Origin of the sequence: Rohdeia mirabilis (assembly GCA_007750655.1) — a bacterium.
Taxonomy (GTDB): domain Bacteria; phylum Planctomycetota; class UBA1135; order UBA1135.
This window is the reverse complement of the sequence record CP036290.1, coordinates 3,847,920-3,865,371: the sequence shown is the minus strand read 5'-3', so window position 1 is coordinate 3,865,371 and position 17,452 is coordinate 3,847,920. Positions and strand designations below refer to the sequence as shown.

The window sequence follows — 17,452 nt, the reverse complement described above, 5'->3', positions numbered from 1 at the left end:
CGATCGCGAGCAGTTGAACGGCGCGCGGCCGGACCTCGTCGAGGTCCGGCCGCGCGTTCGTCGTATCCGGGCGGTCGCCGCCGCCGCGGGTTCAGAGCACCAGCTCGAGGGCCAGGGCGTCCGTCGTCGCGCCGACCGTGGCGGTCCCGAGGTCGATCGAGAGGGCCGCGTGGTGCACGGTCGAACCGACGAGCTGGGGGAACAGGCCCGGCGGCAGGCCGAAGCGGACCTCGGCCGCGCCGCTCGCGTCCAGGAAGCCGATCGAGTCCAACAGGCCGACCGAGCCGGGACCCTGCAGGGTCAGGGTCGTGTAGGCGTCGGCGACGAGCGGGAGCACGCTCCCACCGAGCGACACCCCCGGCGCGGTGCCGGAGAAGCTGCCGAGCACGAAGAACAGGTTGCCGGCCCGGGCCGCTCCCAGACCGATCCGCATGACCTGACGACCGCCGCACGCGAGCGAGATGGCGCCGTGGCTCGGCGCGTCCCACTGGCTCTCGAGCACGTTGCTGCGCGCGTACAGCGTCGCGAAGGGGAAGGCGCCCACGTCCGAGCGCGATCCGTCGGGATCGAAGAGCGTCGGATCGCCCGCGTCGATGCAGGACGAGTTCGAGCGCAGGTGGTAGTCCGCGCCGACCGACTGGTCCACGAAGCGCGGCGGCGCGTCGAAGTTCCCCGCCCCCGTGGAGCCGCCCTCCACGTTCGACCAGGTCACCGTCGGCGAACCGTCGAGCGGAGCGCCAGGCGTGTTGTCGCGCACGATGCAGTTGCGCACCGTCGCGGCACCGTAGATGGCCGCCCCTTGGGTGTTCCCGCCGGAGACGAGCGTGTTGCCGACGATCGTGCAGTTCTCGAGCGTCGTGCTCGAGGTGCCCCAGACCGCGCCGCCGTAGGCGCCGAAGATGTTGCCCGCTCCCTGGTTGTTCGCGATCACCGTGCCGCGGACGAGGACGGTGGCGGAGGAGTGCACGGCGAGACCTGCGCCCTTGGCCGGATCGCCGAACACGATGCGGTTCGAGACCACGACCGAGTCGATGATCGACGCGCTCCCACCGGTCAGGTACAGGCCGCCGCCGTCACCGCCGGTCGCGGTGTTGTCGGCCACGATGCACTCGACCAGCTGCGGTGCGCCGTAGAGGCCGCCGCCGTGGCTGAGCGACGCCGTGTTGTTCCGGATCACGCAGCGGCGCATCACGGGCGTGCCCGAGACGCCGCCGCCGAACTTGCCCGAGTTGTTGCGCACGACGCAGTCCTCGATGGTCGGGGTCGCACCGCTCACCGCGATGCCGCCGGCGCCGATCGCCGCGGCGCCGCCCCGCACGGTGAAGCCGCGCAAGAGCGAGTCGGTGCCCTCCGCGTTCGCGAACCGCACCACCGGGCCGCTGGCCTGACCGTCGAGCGTGGTGAGCCCCGCACCCCCGACGCCGACCACGTCGATCGCCTTGCCGGCGAAGTCGATCGTCTCGAGGTAGGTGCCGGGCTGGACGAGGATGCGGTCGCCGTTCGCGGACGCGTCGATCGCGGCCTGGATGCTCTGGCCGGGCGCCACGGGGATGTCGGTCGCGAGCGCCAGCGGACCGAGCAGGGCGGCGGCGAACAGGGCGTGGAAGGTGGCTTTCAGTGTGGCTCTCGGGCAGGTGCCGAGCGAGGGGGTCGAGTTCTTCACGGGAGTCCTTCGTATCGATCCTTCGGAGGTCGCGAGCACGCCAGCGCGGCGCGTCGTTCGGCCTCCGTGCTGACCATCCAAGTCGGGATCCGCTCGGGGGTCCCATGACGATCCGTACACACGACGTGCCTCCGCGAGTGTGTGGCGTCGAGCGCAGCCGACTAGACTCGGCGCCACCCTCGTCGCGCCCGATCTCCACCGCGCCTCTCAATGAGCACCGGTTCCATGCTCCTTCGACTCCTCATCGTCCTCGCCGCTCTCGTCCACTGCGCCGCGCCGGCAACGGCACAAGGGTGGCCGTTCGGCGCGGGCGGACAAGGCCAACGCGGCGGCGACTACTGGAACCTCGGACCCCTGGGAGCGAAAGCCGAGACCGGCGCCGTGTCCACCGTGGCCGCCGACGCCACCGGCCGCACGAGCGTGTCGGGCGACGTGCCGTTCCTCGACGGCGGCCCGGCCGAACTGGTGCTCGCGGTCGTCGATCCCGAGGGGCCGGCCGGTCGCGCGGGGCTGACGGTGGGGGACGTGATCACCGGCATCGGCGGCAAGCGCTTCAAGGAGGACGAATCGCTCGAGGCGCTGGCCGACGCGCTGGTCAAGGCGCGCGCGAAGGGCGAGATCGAGCTGGCCGTCGAGAAGAACGGCGAGAAGTCGCGCGTCACGATCACGCTGCCGCTCGGCCCCGAGGTCGGCATCGTCGACAAGGACCCGCTGTCCGAAGAGGCGCGGCGTGCGGCGCAAGGGTTCGCGCTGCGCTTCCTCGCCGGTGAACAGGCCGAGGACGGTGGACTGCCGGCCGGTCTGTCGGGTGGAACGGGCCGCGTGGTCAACGCATCGCTCGCCGGTCTCGCGTGGATCAGCGGCGGCTCGACGCTCGAAGCGGGTGACTTCGCCGAGAACCTCGTCGAGGCGGTCGGCTTCGTCTGCGCGCAGATGGAGGAGAAGATGGGCCAGGAGCTGCCGCGCACCGATCCCGGGGTGGCCAACTGGGACCAGTCGAACTGGTCGCTCGTCTACGCCGGGCTGTTCCTGGGCGAGGTCCACGCCCTGGCACCGAGCGATCGCGTGAAGGACGTGCTGGCGTTCATCGCGTCCGACCTCGTGCTGCGCCAGGAGAAGTCGGGCGGCTACGCGCACGGTCCGGGCGGGCCGAACGCGCTCGACTACATCGAACTGAACATCGTCGGTTCCCTGGCGCTGATGGCCTTCGGCGCCGCCGAACGCGCGGGCGTCGAGATCGACGAGGACGCGGTGGATCGGCTCGTCGAGTACCTGGACGATTCGTCGTCCGGCGGCGGCGTGGGCTACTCGACCGGCGACGGTCAGCAGGGCATGGGCAACATCGCGCGCAGCGCCGCCACCTGGCGCGGCATGGTGCTGGTGGGCCGCGGCAAGGACGGCTTCGCCAAGCAGACGAAGAACTACGCCAAGAAGGAGGCCACGAACTTCCTCGGCGGGCACGCGTCGCTCATGCAGCACATCTTCTTCGGCGGCATCGCGGCCGCGGCGCTCGGCGGATCCGACCTGAAGAAGTGGTACGGGGCGATGGAGCGCGAGTTCGTCCTCGCCCAGGCCCACGACGGTTCGTACCAGCCGCGTCCGTTCCAGGAGACCGCCAACCTGAACAGCAACGGCGACGTGACGATGGGCACGGCCTGGACCACGGCGAGTTGGGCGATCCTGCTCGCGCTCGACTTCGAGGACGGTGGGCTGCCGCTGATGGTCGGGGCGGACTGAGGAGGTTGGTGGCGAGCGCGTGGGACTGGTCGAACGAGTCGAACTAGTCGAACGGGTCGTCCTTCTCGATCTTCCAATGGGGGAGCGGCTGCTCGAGCATCCCATGGGCCTTCGGGTCGAAACCGTCCGGGAACACGTTGCTCGCGTCGTAGGTCGCGAACTCGAACCGTGAGCCCTCGACCTTCGAGCGGCTCAGGTCGGCTCCCTCGAGCGTCGCGTAGCGGAAGTCGCAGTCGCGCAGGTCGCAGTCGGTCCACTCTGAGTTGCCTCCGAGTCCGTCGTACCCGATGTTGGAGCCGACGAAGCTGGACCCGCGAAAGTCGCACTCCTTGTGGAGCGTTCCACCGAGTTCGATTCCACGGAAGTCGCTGTGGCGTGCACGGACCTCGGACCAGCTCCCCCAGTACAGAACCTCGTACGAGAACGTGCACCCATCGAGGTTGGTGCGGTTGAGCCGTCTGACCTTCTGCTCATCGTCGAAGGCACACCCAGAGAGCTCTTCGTCATCGAGCTCGACATCACAGTCGTAGTCGTCGGTGGAACGTCCCGAGCTGCCCGGCATGCGCAACGACGTCCACGCGACGCGTCCGAGTCGGTCGCGAAGCGCGGCCGTAGGCATGCGATCGAGTTTCTTCGTTCGCTGCAGATCGAGCCACGCGTCGATGTGGATCCGGCCGTGCGACGAGATCGCGAAGCCTCCGCTGTGGCGCGTGCGATCGTCGAACAGGAAGGGCTTGTCTTCGAGGTCGCTCTCGAAGCTGCCGCGCACGTCGGCGCCCGAGAGGTCCGTGAGGAGATCTTCGAACGGCCAGTGATCCGTGTCGACGTACCCCGTCGCATCCCGCAGGTCCGCGTCGCGCAGGCTCGCGGCGCCCAGGTCGCAGCAGTTGAGCTTGGCCTCCCGCAGGTCCGCGCCGGTCAGGTCGGCCATGAACAGGTCGCTCGCCTCGAGGTTCGCGCCATGCAGATTCGCACCCGCCAGCCGCGCCCGTCGCAGGTTCCGCTCGCGCAGGTCCGCACGACGCAGATCGACCCCGCGCAGGTCCGCGCGGCACAACGGCCCGACGCCGCGCCACAGTTCGCGTCCGTCGAGATCCACGATGACCTCGGTGGGGAACGCGTGCACGGGCGGCGGCGCGGCGAGCAGGCGCTGCAGTTCGGCGGGGTTCGGTCCGGGCATCTTCATCGGGCTCGCGTGATCGAGACTCGAGAACGACCAGCGGCGCTCCTCGTCACCTTGGACGAGGGGCGCCGCTGGTCTCAGGCTCGCGCACGTCGCTCGAGTCTCACGGCCGCACGCTGGCGCGCTCGACGACGGAGTCGCCGTGCACGGTTGCACCCTTCGCGGCCGCGAGCCCGCGGTCGATGTCGGCCAGGAGGTCGTCCACGTGCTCGATGCCGACCGACAGGCGCACGAGGCCGTCGGCCAGGCCGGCGGCGCGGCGCTCCTCGGCCGGGATCGCGGCGTGGGTCATGATCGGCGGCACCTCGATCAGGGACTCGACGCCGCCCAAGGACTCGGCCAGGGCGAAGACCTCGGTCGCGTTGCAGAAGGCCACGCCGGCATCGACGCCGCCGACCAGCTCGAAGCTCACCATTCCGCCTCCGCTCGCCATCTGGCGCTGGGCCAGGTCGAACTGCGGGTGCGACTCGAGGCCCGGGTAGATCACGCGATCGACCAGCGGCGACGCCTCGAGGTGCTTCGCGACGGCCAGCGCGTTCTCGGCGTGGCGGTCCATCCGCACGTGCAGCGTCTTGAGGCCGCGCAGCACGAGGAACGCGTCCATCGGGCCGAACTGGGCGCCGTACGCGTTCTGGTGGAAGGCGATCTCTTCGCGCAGCACGGGATCGTTGCCCATGACCGCGCCGCCGACCACGTCCGAGTGTCCGCCGAGGTACTTGGTCAGCGAGTGCACGACCAGGTCGGCCCCGCGCTCGAGCGGACGCTGCAGGTAGGGCGTCGCGAAGGTGTTGTCCACCACGCACAGCGCGCCGTTGTCGTGGGCCAGTTTGGCCGCCTTCTCGATGTCCACCAGCTTGAGCAGCGGGTTGGTCGGCGTCTCGAGGTGCAGGTAGTCGGTCGGCGCCTTCTTCAGCGCTGCCTCGATCTGCGACAGGTCGCTCGCGTCCACGAACTCGAACTGCACGCCGAACTGGCCGAAGCACTTGTTGAAGAGCCGGTGCGTGCCGCCGTAGAGGTCGTTGCTGGCGACGATGCGCGAGCCCGACTTCAGGCGCTGGACCAACGACCCGATGCCCGCCAGCCCGCTCGCGAAGCACAGGCCCCACTCGGCGCTCTCGAGGCTCGCCAGCGCGTTCTCGAGCACGGTCCGCGTCGGGTTCGTCGTGCGCGAGTACTCGTAGCCCAGGCGCGGTTCACCCGGCGCGGTCTGCTCGTAGGTCGAGTTGAAGTAGACCGGGGTCATCAGGGCCCCGTTCTCGGGGTTCGGCTGCTGACCGGCGTGGATGGCGCGGGTCTCGATACGGGTGTTCTTCGCGTTCTTCATGGGGCGGAGCGGTTCGGCGGCGGCTTCGCGGCGCGCGAGGGGCGCGGCGTCGCGGACGCTGTGGCGCGAGAGTCTGCCACAAGCACCCACCCGAGGCAGGGTCCGGACGCCCGCGTCGACTATCCTCGTGCCGCTCGTCGCCCGCTCGACCCTCCCCGGGGACCGAGGCCGCGCGACGACGCCCGCTCCGCCACCCATGTCCGCACCCAACGAATCGACGCCGACCGCAGCGGCGCCCCTGCGCATCGCCATGTGGTCCGGCCCTCGGACCCTGTCGACGGCTCTCTTGCGCTCGTTCGCGAACCGGCCCGACACGATCGGCGTGGACGAGCCGTTCTACGCCCACTACCTGCACGCGACCGGCGTCCAGCACCCGGGCCGCGACGAGGTCATGGGCTCCCAGCCGATCGAGCCGGACGAAGTGGTCGCCCAGCTGCTCGCGCCGCTGCCGGGTGGGCGGACGGTCCACTACCAGAAGCACATGGCCCACCACCTGCTGCCGGGGATGCCCCGGGACTGGCTGGACCAGGTGCGCTGTGTGTTCCTGCTGCGCGATCCGGCGCGCGTGATCACGAGCTACACGCGCGTCGTCCCGGACGCGCGGCCCGAGGACCTGGGCGCGCCCCAGATGGTCGAGCTGTTCGAACGCGAGCGCGCGCGGCTCGGCACGACGCCGCCGGTCATCGACAGCTCGGACGTGCTGGTCGATCCGCGCGGGATCCTCTCGCGCCTGTGCGAACAACTCGGCATCGAGTTCAGCGAGCGGCAGCTCTCGTGGGCGCCGGGGCCGCGGCCGTTCGACGGCGTCTGGGCGCGCTACTGGTACGCCGGCGTCGAGAAGTCCACGGGCTTCGGTCAGCCGCGCGAGGATCCGGTGCAGCTTCCCGAGCGCTTCCGGGATCTTCACGACGAGTGCGAGCGTCACTACCGCCACCTGTGGGAGCACCGGATCCGGCTCGAGCCCTGATCCGCCGCCCCGAACTGGCCGACTTCTTGCCGAGCGATGCTGCAAACCTTCGACGAGCGCAACCGCGATCTGATCGTGAACGTGGCCGGGAATCTGGTCCACCGTGACCAGGCCGGCGTCAGTCCCTTCGACTCCGCGGTCCAAGGTGGCGACGCCGTGTGGGAGGGCTTGCGTCTGTACGACGGGCGCATCTTCGCGCTCGAAGAACACCTCGAGCGACTCGAGCACTCGGCGAAGGCGCTGGCGTTCGATTCTGTCCCGACGCGCGACGAACTGGTCGAGCAGATCCGCCGCACGCTCGCCGCGAACTCGATGACCGACGGCGTGCACATCCGGTTGACGCTGACGCGCGGCGTGAAGATCACGAGCGGCATGGATCCGCGCCTCAACCAGTCCGGCCCGACGTTGATCGTGCTGGCCGAGCACAAGGCGCCGGTCTACTCGAAGCGCGGCCTGTCGCTGATCACCAGTTCGGTGCGCCGCTTCCCTCCGGACTGCATGGATCCGAAGATCCACCACAACAACCTGATCCAGTCGATCATGGCCAAGGTCGAGGCGAACGCGGCCGGGGCGGACGACGCGCTGATGCTCGATCGCAACGGCTTCGTGGCCGAGACGAACGCGACGCACCTGTTCATCGTCGAGCGCGGCACGGCCGAGAACGGGGCTCGGCGCGGCAGCGACGGAGCCTTCGAGCCGGTCGTGCGCACGCCGCGCACCGTCGCCTGCCCCGAGGGCGTCACGCGCCGCACCGTGATCGAGCTGTGCGACGAGCTGGGCATCGTGCGCGAAGTGACAGACCTGTCGCTGACCGAGTTCTACCGTGCCGACGAGTGCTTCTGCACCGGCACGATGGGGGAGCTCGCGCCGGTCACGACCATCGACGGGCGCCGGATCGGCCGCTCGGATGGTGGGGCTGGCGACGTGCCGGGCCCCGTGACCGCGCGACTGTCGGCGGCCTTCACCGCTCACGTCGCGAAGAGCGGCACGCGCGTCGTCTGATCCGACGCACGGACTCGCCATGGGAAGTCGCAAGGAACGCCGGCAGCGGCAGGAGAGCCAGCGCCGCGCCGTCGCCGTGGTGGAGCAGGCCGAAGCGGTGAGCGTCGCGCCGAGCCTCGACCAGATGGCGGCCGACGCGCTCGACTGGGAGAACCTGCGCGCGCGGCTCGCGGTGTTCGCGTCGTCGGCGCTCGGTCGCCGCGCCGTGCTCGAACTCGCGCCGCGCGACGACGACGACGCGCGTGCCGCCCTCGCCCGCACGAAGGAGGCGCTGGCGCTCGGTGACGACGAAGCGCCGACCAGCGACCTGTCGGATCCGATCGGACCGCTCGCTCGCGCGCGTGCCGGCGGCCAGGTGCTCGGGCCGGACGAGCTGCTCGGCCTGCTCGCGTTCCTGAAGGCCACGACGCGCCTGTCGGCCTGGCTCGAGGCGCACACGGACCGCGCGCCGCGTCTGGCGGAGCTCGGTCGCGGGCTGCCGCGACTGAACGCGCTCGAAGCGTTGCTCGAGGCCGGACTCGACCGCCGCGGCGACGTGCGCGACGACGCGTCGCCCAAGCTCGCGCGCCTGCGCCGAGCCGAGTTCGACCTGACCCAGCGCATCGAGAAGAAGGTCAAGGCGATCGCCAACCGGCCCGAGGTGCGCGGCGTGCTCGCGCCCGGCATGGCGGGCTCGGTGCACATGCGCGACGGCCGCGCGGTGCTGGCGGTGAAGGCCAAGTCCCTGGGCCAGGTGCCCGGGATGGTGCACGACTACTCGGGGTCGGGCGACACGGCGTTCGTCGAGCCGCGCGACGTGATCGAGCTCGGCAACGAGCTGTCGGCCGTGCGCGCCGACGTGCAGCACGAGGTGCAGCGCCTGCTGGTCGAGTGGACGCGCACGGCGCTCGAGCACGAGGAACGCATCGCGCGATTGGCCGGTCGCATGGCCCAAGTGGAACTCGCTCTGGTGGGCAAGCGCTACGCCGAACGCTTCGCCTGCCACGTGCCCGAAGTCGCGACGGTGGCCGAAGGACTGGTGCTGCGCGGCGCGCGCCATCCGCTCTTGGCCTGGCAGGTGGAGGCGGGCGAGCTGGATTCCGTCGTGCCGCTCGACCTGCGCCTCGGCGATCCGTTCCGCGTGCTCGTCATCACCGGCCCGAACACCGGCGGCAAGACCCTGTCGATGAAGACGGCGGGGCTGGCGGCGCTGTTCGTGCGCCTCGGTCTGCCGTTCCCGTGCGCGGCCGGTTCGAAGGTGCCGCTGTACACCGGCGTCGTCGCGGACATCGGCGACGAGCAGGGCGTCGAACAGAGCCTCTCGACCTTCAGTGCGAGCCTCGTGCGCATCGCCGAAGGTCTCGAGCGCGCCGGTCCCCGCACGCTGTTCCTGCTCGACGAGCTGGGCGGCGGAACCGATCCGGCCGACGGCGCGGCGCTCGGTTCGGCGCTGCTCGAGTGGTTGCTCGCAAAGCAGGCGCCGACGATCGCCAGCACGCACATCGGGCGCCTGAAGGAGTTCGCGTTCGCGTACGCGGCGGCCGAGAACGCCAGCGTCGAGTTCGACACCGCCACGCTGCGCCCGACCTACCACCTGATCGTCGGCGCGCCGGGCGAGTCGCGCGGCCTGGCGATCGCGCGGCGGTTGGGACTGCCGAAGGAGGTGCTCGACCGCGCCGAGGCCTTGGTCGAGCGGGGGAGCGACGAAGCGACCAAGCTGCTCGGCGACATCCAGGGCGCGCGCATCGAGGCGGAACGCTCGCGCTCGGCCGCGGCGGACCTGGACGCGCGCGCCGCCGAACGGTTGGCCGAGCTCGAGACCGAACGGGCCGACCTGGCCGCGCGGCAGTCGCTGCTCGAGGACGAGGCCCAGCGCGAGCTCGAGCTGCGGCTCGGTCCGGTGCGCGACGGGATCGCGGAGCTGACGAAGATCGCGGCCCAGGTCTCGGGTGCGGCGCGCGCGACGATCGAGGAGCGGCTCACCGAGTTGCGCGGTGCCGTGCGCGCCGCGTCCGTCTCCGAGCGCCGACGCGCCTTCGAAGAGGGCCTGGGCAAGGGCGACTTCGTCTACCTCCCGCGGCACCGAAAGCGCTGCCAGGTGCTGAAGGTCGACCACGGTCGCGGCATGCTGCGGGTGCGCCTGGGCCGCATGGACCTCGAGGTGCGCATCGACGAGGCGACGGGGTTCGAAGAGCTGTAGCGTCGAGCGGGCCGTGACGCGGTTCGCCCGAGACCGGCAGCCCGAGAGTCCTCGCCGCTCGGGCCCCGCGACCCACTAGGCTGCGTGCGCCCGAGCAGCGATCCGAACGACCGACGCACCACTCGCGAGACCCAGCGGCGCGAGCGCCGACCACCCGCGCCACTTGGAACGACCGACGTGACCACGCTTCGATACACCACCGCCGGCGAGAGCCACGGCCCCGCGCTGACCGGGATCCTCGAAGGCCTGCCGGCCGGGCTCGCGCTGTCGAAGGAACGCATCGACGCCGAGCTGATCCGGCGCCAGGGCGGGTACGGGCGCGGCGGGCGCATGCAGATCGAGACGGACCTGGTCGACATCACGGCCGGGATGCGCGCGGGCCGCACGCTGGGTTCGCCGCTCGCACTCGTGCTGAAGAACGCGGACGCGACGATCGAGGAGCTGCCCGTGCCCGGCAACGCGCGCCCCGGCCACGCGGACCTGGCGGGCAGTCAGAAGTTCGGCGAGCTGGACACGCGCGCGGTGCTCGAGCGGGCGTCGGCGCGCGAGACCGCGATCCGCGTCGCGTTGGCCGGCGCCGCGCGCCAGTTGATCGAGCACTTCGGCGTGCGCGTGTTCGGTCACGTGGTCGAGCTTGGCGGCGAGCGGTTCGCACCGTCCGATGTGCGCGGTGATGCACAGGGCGATGGGCTGGGCGACGCCGAGCTGCCGCCGGTCGACGAACGCGAGCAACGCCGCGACGCGAGCCAGTTCTATTCGCTCTTCCCCGAACGCGACGAGGCCTTCATCGCCAAGGTCGACGCCGCGAAGGAAGCGGGCGACACGCTCGGCGGCGTGTTCGAGGTGCGCGCCTGGGGCCTGCCGCCCGGCCTCGGCAGCCACGCGTCGGGTCCCGAGCGCCTGACCTCGCGCCTGGCCGGCGCGCTAATGTCGATCCCCGCGATGAAGGGCGTCGAGTTCGGTCTCGGCTTCGAGGCCGCGCGCCGTCCGGGCAGCCGTGTGCACGACGCGATCGATCCCGCGGAGGCCTCCGACTCCGCCGATGGATCCGATCCGGTCGCGTCGCCGAACGGTCGCTTCCGCCGCCGCACGAATAACGCCGGCGGCCTCGAGGGCGGCATGACCACGGGCGAGGAACTCGTCGTGCGCGTCGCGATGAAGCCGATCAGCACCCTGCGCCGCGGCCTCGACACCGTGGACTTCGAGACGAACGAGACCGTGCGCGCCACCTACCAGCGCAGCGACGTGACCGCCGCGCCGGCCGCGAGCGTGGTGGGGGAGGCCTTGGTCGCGTTCGAGCTGGCGAGGGCCTGGCGCGAGAAGTTCGGCGGCGACGCCATGTCGCAGGTCACCGCCGCGGTCGAGTTCTATCGCGAGCAGCTGCGGAGCTTGTGATCGGTACGGCGTCAGGCACGAAAGTGCCACCGGCCCGCAACGACGCTGCGATTCGCAGCGTCGTTGCGGGCCGGTGGCACTTTCGTGCCTGACGCCGTACCGATCACACCGTCGACACCACCTCTCGCGACTGCGTCGCCGGCGACCCAACGTCGCTCGAGCCGTCGGCGTAGACCGCCGATGCGCTCCGCCCTCGCCACCCCTGTCGGTCGACTCGTCGCCCCGATGCTCGCACTCGTCGGGTGCGCGGTGCCCGTCGCTCCTGGAGCGATCGAGCCGGCGCCCCTCGCAATAGGGTCGATCGAGGTCGCCGAATGCCCGCTCGACGAGGACCGTCTCCCGTCCCAACGCGTTCACGAGGCGCCCGATCTCGACGTGGACGAGTGGCTCGTGGTGCTCGACCGGCCCGAGGCGCCGATCGACCTGGGCGTCCTGGCGCTCGGCCTGCTCACGTCGAACGACGAACCGACCGTAGGTGGTGCGCCCGCGCCGCGCCTGCCCGGTGTGAAGTGGCAAGCGGGGCGACCGGGAGAGACCGCAGATGTCCTCGTGGCGCAGGGCACGCTCGAAGCGCCCTACCGCGAAGACCGCATGCTGCGCGTGCGCGGTGCCGAGGTGGTCGTCTTCAACGGGAAGCCGCTGCTCGGTGAAGGCCGAGGACCGCGCACCACAGGCTGGCCGGTCGAGGTGCGCGCGGGTCGCAACGAAGTCGTGCTCTTCGGCGTGGACGGCGAGTTCGAGTTCGATCTGTGGAAGCCGCGCCACCGCCTGGTGCTCGGGATCGAAGAGGCCCTCTTCGAACACGCGACGCGAACGGCTCACCACGACGGGATCAGCATCCCAGTGTTCAACGCCTCGGCCGCGCGGGTCGAGGAGCTGCACTTCCACTACGGCGATCCGGTCACCGCCCCGCTCGCGTCGACGTTCCTGCCCGACGCGTGGGCGTGCTTCGGGGGGATTGAACCAATGGGCTTCGTCGAGCGGGGTCTCTGGGAGGATCCTGGTGAGGGAGGTCCGCTCCACTTTCCCGTAGAGGTCTACGCCGAGATGGATGGCGAGGAGTCCGGGAATCGCCAGTACGTGAGCTTCTCGGCTCCGCCTCGGTCAGCGATGAGCGCCGCGGACCCGAGGGAGCGCATGCTGCAGCTTCCGCACGTGTTCGAAGGGATGGAGCACCCGCCTCGCGTCTACTTCGTCGTCGGCACGTCGGGCGACGTCCACGCGGTCGCGGCGCACCGAGCCTTGGCCAACTTCGACGCCATGGTGTACGCGGCGGCGTGTGGGGACACGAGCCTCTACAAGGTGCACGTGCTCACCGATCGGGCGTATCAAGTGGAAGCCACATCCGGACCGCAGGGTCAACTCGTGCTGTACGGGACGCACGAGGAGAACAGCGTCTGGCGGCAGATCGAGTCCGACGTCCGGTTCGTGGACGCTGCGGTTCCGTCGAGCCGTGGGTTCGACATCCGAGCCGTGAGCGAGGCGCGGCTCACCACCGATGATGCTCCGACCCAGTGTGTCGCGACGCGCGTCACCGGCGACGGCGGCCTCGCGCTCGCGATCGCGGGACGTCTCGGAGGCGAACTCGGACGGATGCGGGACGTGCGACGGCTCGTGATGGTCCGGACTGGGACGGCGAAGCTCGAGATCGCCGAGTGATCGGTACGGCGTCAGGCACGAAAGTGCCACCGGCCCGCAACGACGCTGCGATTCGCAGCGTCGTTGCGGGCCGGTGGCACTTTCGTGCCTGACGCCGTACCGATCACTCGAATCGATCCCTCGCCCCGACGTAGGCTGCCCCCGTGCCCGACCCGTCCCACCCCGCCCTGTGGATCGCGCCGCTCCTCGGTGCGCTGTTCGCCGCCCTCTGCCTGTGGCGGTCGTACGTGCTCGCGCTACGCGAACGGCTCGTCGCGAACCTCCCGACCTCGAAGACCACGGGCGTCTTCATCGGCCTCGTCGAACTCGAGGGCCGCGCGCGCACGGACGCACCACTTCGGAGCTTCCTCGCCGAAGAGGACTGCGTCCACTACACCTGGGACGTGAGCGAACACTGGTCGCGCACCGTCACCGAAACCTACACCGACAGCAAGGGCCGCTCCCGGACGCGGACGCGCCGCGAGAGCGGCTGGAAGTCGGTGGCCAGCGGCGGCGACACGATCGACTTCTTCCTCGAGGACGACGAGGGCGAGGTGCTCGTGCGGCCCGCCGGCGCGGACCTCGAGACCGAGACGATCTTCAGCGAGACCTGTGGGCGCTGGGACGACCTCTACTACGCGAAGGGTCCACCGGGCGCCGTCGCACACTCCGACCACCGCCGACGCTTCACCGAGCAGGCGATCGTGAACGGGGCCGACCTCTACATCATCGGCCGCGCCAACGAACGCGACGACGTGGTCGCGCCGCAGATCGCGTTCGAGAAGGACGCGCGCATGTTCCTGATCTCGACGCGCGGTCAGGAAGCGGTGCGCACGTCGCTCGGCCGTGGCTACTGGGGCTGGACGGTCTTCGCGGGGTTCCTCGCGGCGGGCGGCGTCGCGGTGGGGGACGCGATCGCGAACCTCGCGGTCGAGACACGCTGGCCGAACTACGTCCTCGCCGGCGCCCTCACCTGGTTCGCCGTCGCGCCGCTCGTGTGGCTGCTGATGGCCTACAACGGCTTGATCGACCTGCGCCACCGCGTCGAGTCGGCCTGGCGCCAGGTGGACATCCAACTCGAGCGCCGCGCCACGCTCATCCCGAACCTCGTGCGCGCCGTGCAGGCCCTCGCCGGCCACGAGCGCGACACCCAGGAAGCGCTGGCACAGATGCGCACGCAACTCGGCGCGACCGCACCCGGCGAACGCGGCCCGGACCACCACCAGCTGCGCCAGCGCGTGTCGATCCTCGTCGAGCGCTATCCCGAACTCACGGCCGACGTGAACTTCCGTCAGCTGCAGGACGAGTTGATCGCGACCGAACAGCGCATCGCCCTCGCGCGCGCCTACTACAACGAGATCGCCACGCACCACAACGTGCGCCTTCTGACCGTGCCCGAGCGCTGGGTGGCGGCGCTCGCGAACCTTCGGCGGCGCGAGTTGGTGCACGCCGAGGCCTTCGAGCGCGAGGCGGTGGAGGTGCGGCTCGTTGGCGCGGGGACTCCGGCACACGGCGCGGATCCGTCGGCAGAGCATGCGGGCGAGGGCGAGGGCACGGGCGACGACTCCAGCGCCCCGAGCGCCCAGCAGCGCGATTGAACTGCACGGAGCCCCGGTCGCCCCCTGGATTCGTCCGCGCCCCTAGACTCGGGGGCGCGGCGGGCGTCCTCTCGCCGCCCGACTCGCCTCCGACGACCCGCAGACCATCCTCGCCATGCTCGCTCCGACGCTCGCCCTCGCCCTTCTCGCTCCGACCTCACTGCAGCAGGCCGAAGTCGAGACCCTCGGCGGCGGCACGGCGGGCTTCGCCAGCCAGCCGCGCCTCGCGATCGACGGCGCGCCCCTCGTCGGCAAGCCCTTCGGCCTACGGATCACCCACGCGCCCGCGAACTCGGTCGGCGTGATCGCGGCGAGCGCCACCGCGTCGCCCGTGCCCCTGCCCGAGTTCGGAGCCACGGCCCATCCGCTGCCGCCGTACTTCGCATTGGCCGTGGTCGGCACCGATGCGCACGGCGAGTCGCCGGTGATCCTCGCGCTCGCGAACGTGCCGGCCGCCTACGTCGGTGTCGAGTTCCACACGCAGGGCCTCGTCGCCGACCCGGGCGCGGCGGGGTCGCTCGCGTTCACCGCGGCACGCACGATCCGGATGGGCGACAGCGACGGCGCGCTCGACTTCCTGGGGCCGCAGATCCCGCTCACCAGGGGGGCGTCGGTCATCGTGGTGGCGGATGTCGATGCCGACGGGGCCGTCGACCTGATCACGACCTCTCGAGGGGACGACTTCGGCGATCCCGATCGGGTCGAGGTTCGACTCGGCGACGGCACCGGGAGTTATGGCGCACCCAACTTCTTCGATGCCGCGGACGACCGGGTCACGAACGTTCTCACGGCGGACTTCGATCGGGACGGTCATCTCGACCTCCTGCTCGACTACGTGAACTTCTTCGGGCCGGACGCCGACTACAGCGTGCATCTTGGGGCCGGCGACGGGACGTTCACCTCCCTCGGTGGCGTGTCGTTCGGTCAGACGTCCGGCGCGGACTTCCTCGCGGTCGCGATGATCGGAGGCGACGGGTATCCCGATCTGTTGATGCGCGGCGCGCAGGGTGTCGAGGTCCACGAAGGACTCGGGGACGGGACGTTCGCGCCGTGGGCGTCACCGGCCTTCCCGACCGCTCCGCGTGGATTGCGCGGCGGTGATCTGAACGGGGACCGGCGCCTCGACCTGGTCGTCGCCGTCGCCGCGTTCCCGACCGGTCCTCTCGATGTGTTCGTACTCCTCGGCGACGGGAACGGTGCGTTCACGCAGAGTGCGACGTTTCCGCCGTTCTCCAGCAGTCCATGGCCAAGTTTCGACCTCGCGGACGTGGACGGTGACAACGTCCTCGATCTGCTCGTGTTCGGAACGATGGGCCAGGCTGTGGACGACGCGCAGTCGCTCGTCGTGCGGCTCGGCGTCGGAGACGGGACCTTCGGACCCGAGATCCCGAACGTGGACGTGGCGCCGTACGGGATCTTTCTTCCGGAGATCCGCGATCTCGACGGCGACGGGAACTGCGACCTCTTCTTCCAGGCGTCCATCGTCCAGTACGCGCTCGGCAACGGCGACGGGACCTTCGCGCCCGCCGCGGTCCACGCGCGACCCGTGGCGGGATCCGCCCAGGTCCCGGCCGACGTCGACGGCGACGGCCACTTCGACGTCCTGATCTCGTACCCGGATGCGCCGTCGATCCTCGTCCTGCGCGGGCTCGCGGGCGCCCAGCTCGACGCGCCGACCCCGAACCCCTGGGCCGGGCTCGTCGATCTGGCGGTCGGCGACCTCGATCGCGACGGCGTCGACGATCTCGTCTCGGTGGCCGAAGCGTTGACGCTGTCCCCGGTCCGCGTCCTCCTCGGCGGTGGCGATGGCACGTTCGAGCTCTCCTTCGAAGGGACGGCGGGGTTCGACGCGAAGGCTGTCGAGCTCGCGGACCTCGACCAGGACGGTTCCTTGGACATCGTCGTCGCGAACCACGAGTCCGACTCGGTCTCCATCTTCCTGGGCAACGGTGACGGTACGGCGAGCGGACCGATCCACTTCGCGATGGGCGACGGACCGTGGCGCCTCGCGGTCGGTGACGTGGACGGTGACGGCGTGGCCGACGTGCTCACGACGAACCGGAACTCCGACGATGTCACGTATCGTCTCGGGCTCGGCGACGGGACGTTCGCGAGCGTGATCTCGATCCCCGCGGGTGATCGTCCCTACGGACTCGGGCTGGCCGACCTCGACGGCGACGGTGCGAGCGACCTCGTGTACACCAACGAGCCCACCGACACGCTCACCGTCCGTCTTGGCACCGGCGGCGGCTCCTTCGGCCCCGCGGTCGTTCGACCGGTCGGCGATTCGCCGCACCTCGTCGAGATCGTCGACCTCGACGAGGACGGCCACCTGGACGTGCTCGTCGCGAATCGCTACTCGGACGATCTGTACGTCCACCTGGGTGTTGGGGACGGCTCCTTGGCGGACCCGGCCGTGCACGACGTGGGCTCCTGGCCCGTTCGCGTCTCGACGGTGGACGCCGATCGCGACGGGATCCTGGACCTCGTGGTGTGGGACGGCGGCAGTACTCCCGACGAGGCCGCGGTGGTCTGGTTGCGCGGAACTCGACAAGGGGAACTCGCTGCGGCCGAGTCGCTCCTCGACCCCGGGTGGGACGTGATCGGCGACGCGACCATCGACGCCGACGGCGACGGGATGCCCGACCTGGTGGTCGTGCACGCGTTTGGGGCGCTGGGCGTGGTCATGCTCCGCAACCGGCTCTTCGAGTAGGGCGCCACTGCGGTCGCACTTGACGGCTCCGACGCACACTGCGAGAGCGGGGA

The 17,452-nt window shown here is 70.7% G+C and carries 11 protein-coding genes; 8 read left to right on the top strand and 3 right to left on the bottom strand.

All coding sequences use genetic code 11. The features are described from left to right. Positions 1-91 precede the first annotated feature (91 nt). Positions 92-1,663 carry a right-handed parallel beta-helix repeat-containing protein gene (locus Pla163_RS14450; RefSeq protein WP_419185959.1) on the bottom strand — a complete coding sequence of 524 codons (1,572 nt, stop codon included), beginning with the start codon at positions 1,661-1,663 and terminating at the stop codon, positions 92-94. Positions 1,664-1,888: 225 nt separating this feature from the next. Here Pla163_RS14450 and Pla163_RS14445 point away from each other — a divergent pair, with 225 nt between their 5' ends. Then, a complete protein-coding gene (locus Pla163_RS14445) occupies positions 1,889-3,400 on the top strand; it encodes a DUF6288 domain-containing protein (RefSeq protein WP_419185958.1) in 1,512 nt (503 codons plus the stop codon). Between the two features lie 43 nt (positions 3,401-3,443). On the opposite strand, the gene Pla163_RS19115 is transcribed toward Pla163_RS14445, so the two are convergent. Both Pla163_RS19115 and Pla163_RS14435 read right to left on the bottom strand, forming a co-directional pair. Beyond that, positions 3,444-4,586, bottom strand: a complete 1,143-nt coding sequence (locus Pla163_RS19115; protein WP_419185957.1) for a pentapeptide repeat-containing protein — start codon at positions 4,584-4,586, stop codon at positions 3,444-3,446. A 100-nt stretch (positions 4,587-4,686) separates the two neighbouring features. Further along, the gene (locus Pla163_RS14435) at positions 4,687-5,907 is read right to left on the bottom strand and encodes a trans-sulfuration enzyme family protein (protein ID WP_145189897.1); all 1,221 of its coding nucleotides are present in this window, start codon (positions 5,905-5,907) and stop codon (positions 4,687-4,689) included. Positions 5,908-6,103: 196 nt separating this feature from the next. Between Pla163_RS14435 and Pla163_RS14430 the strand changes: the two genes are divergently transcribed. The 7 genes from Pla163_RS14430 (at position 6,104) to Pla163_RS14400 (ending at position 17,399) form a co-directional block, all read left to right on the top strand. Then, positions 6,104-6,874: a sulfotransferase-like domain-containing protein gene (locus tag Pla163_RS14430; RefSeq protein WP_419185956.1), complete on the top strand. Its 771-nt coding sequence runs from the start codon at positions 6,104-6,106 to the stop codon at positions 6,872-6,874. A 36-nt stretch (positions 6,875-6,910) separates the two neighbouring features. Then, positions 6,911-7,876, top strand: a complete 966-nt coding sequence (locus Pla163_RS14425) for an aminotransferase class IV (protein ID WP_145189894.1) — start codon at positions 6,911-6,913, stop codon at positions 7,874-7,876. Positions 7,877-7,895: 19 nt separating this feature from the next. Further along, positions 7,896-10,055 carry an endonuclease MutS2 gene (locus Pla163_RS14420; protein WP_145189891.1) on the top strand — a complete coding sequence of 720 codons (2,160 nt, stop codon included), beginning with the start codon at positions 7,896-7,898 and terminating at the stop codon, positions 10,053-10,055. 177 nt (positions 10,056-10,232) lie between these two features. After that, positions 10,233-11,450: a chorismate synthase gene (aroC, locus tag Pla163_RS14415; RefSeq protein WP_145189888.1), complete on the top strand. Its 1,218-nt coding sequence runs from the start codon at positions 10,233-10,235 to the stop codon at positions 11,448-11,450. Between the two features lie 180 nt (positions 11,451-11,630). Further along, positions 11,631-13,109 (top strand): hypothetical protein, encoded by a 1,479-nt coding sequence (locus Pla163_RS14410; RefSeq protein WP_145189885.1) that lies wholly within the window; start codon positions 11,631-11,633, stop codon positions 13,107-13,109. 143 nt (positions 13,110-13,252) lie between these two features. Continuing rightward, complete coding sequence (locus Pla163_RS14405; protein ID WP_145189882.1) at positions 13,253-14,686, top strand: LemA family protein; 1,434 nt, start codon at positions 13,253-13,255, stop codon at positions 14,684-14,686. A gap of 115 nt (positions 14,687-14,801) precedes the next feature. Next, on the top strand, positions 14,802-17,399 hold the full coding sequence (locus Pla163_RS14400; RefSeq protein WP_145189879.1) for an FG-GAP repeat domain-containing protein: 2,598 nt from the start codon (positions 14,802-14,804) through the stop codon (positions 17,397-17,399). Positions 17,400-17,452 lie beyond the last annotated feature (53 nt).

Coding starts and splice junctions, on each gene's coding strand:
- Pla163_RS14445 (WP_419185958.1), top strand. CDS start 1,889: ATGCTCCTTCGACTCCTCATCGTCCTCGCCGCTCTCGTCCACTGCGCC.
- Pla163_RS19115 (WP_419185957.1), bottom strand. CDS start 4,586: ATGAAGATGCCCGGACCGAACCCCGCCGAACTGCAGCGCCTGCTCGCC.
- Pla163_RS14435 (WP_145189897.1), bottom strand. CDS start 5,907: ATGAAGAACGCGAAGAACACCCGTATCGAGACCCGCGCCATCCACGCC.
- Pla163_RS14430 (WP_419185956.1), top strand. CDS start 6,104: ATGTCCGCACCCAACGAATCGACGCCGACCGCAGCGGCGCCCCTGCGC.
- Pla163_RS14425 (WP_145189894.1), top strand. CDS start 6,911: ATGCTGCAAACCTTCGACGAGCGCAACCGCGATCTGATCGTGAACGTG.
- Pla163_RS14420 (WP_145189891.1), top strand. CDS start 7,896: ATGGGAAGTCGCAAGGAACGCCGGCAGCGGCAGGAGAGCCAGCGCCGC.
- Pla163_RS14410 (WP_145189885.1), top strand. CDS start 11,631: ATGCGCTCCGCCCTCGCCACCCCTGTCGGTCGACTCGTCGCCCCGATG.
- Pla163_RS14400 (WP_145189879.1), top strand. CDS start 14,802: ATGCTCGCTCCGACGCTCGCCCTCGCCCTTCTCGCTCCGACCTCACTG.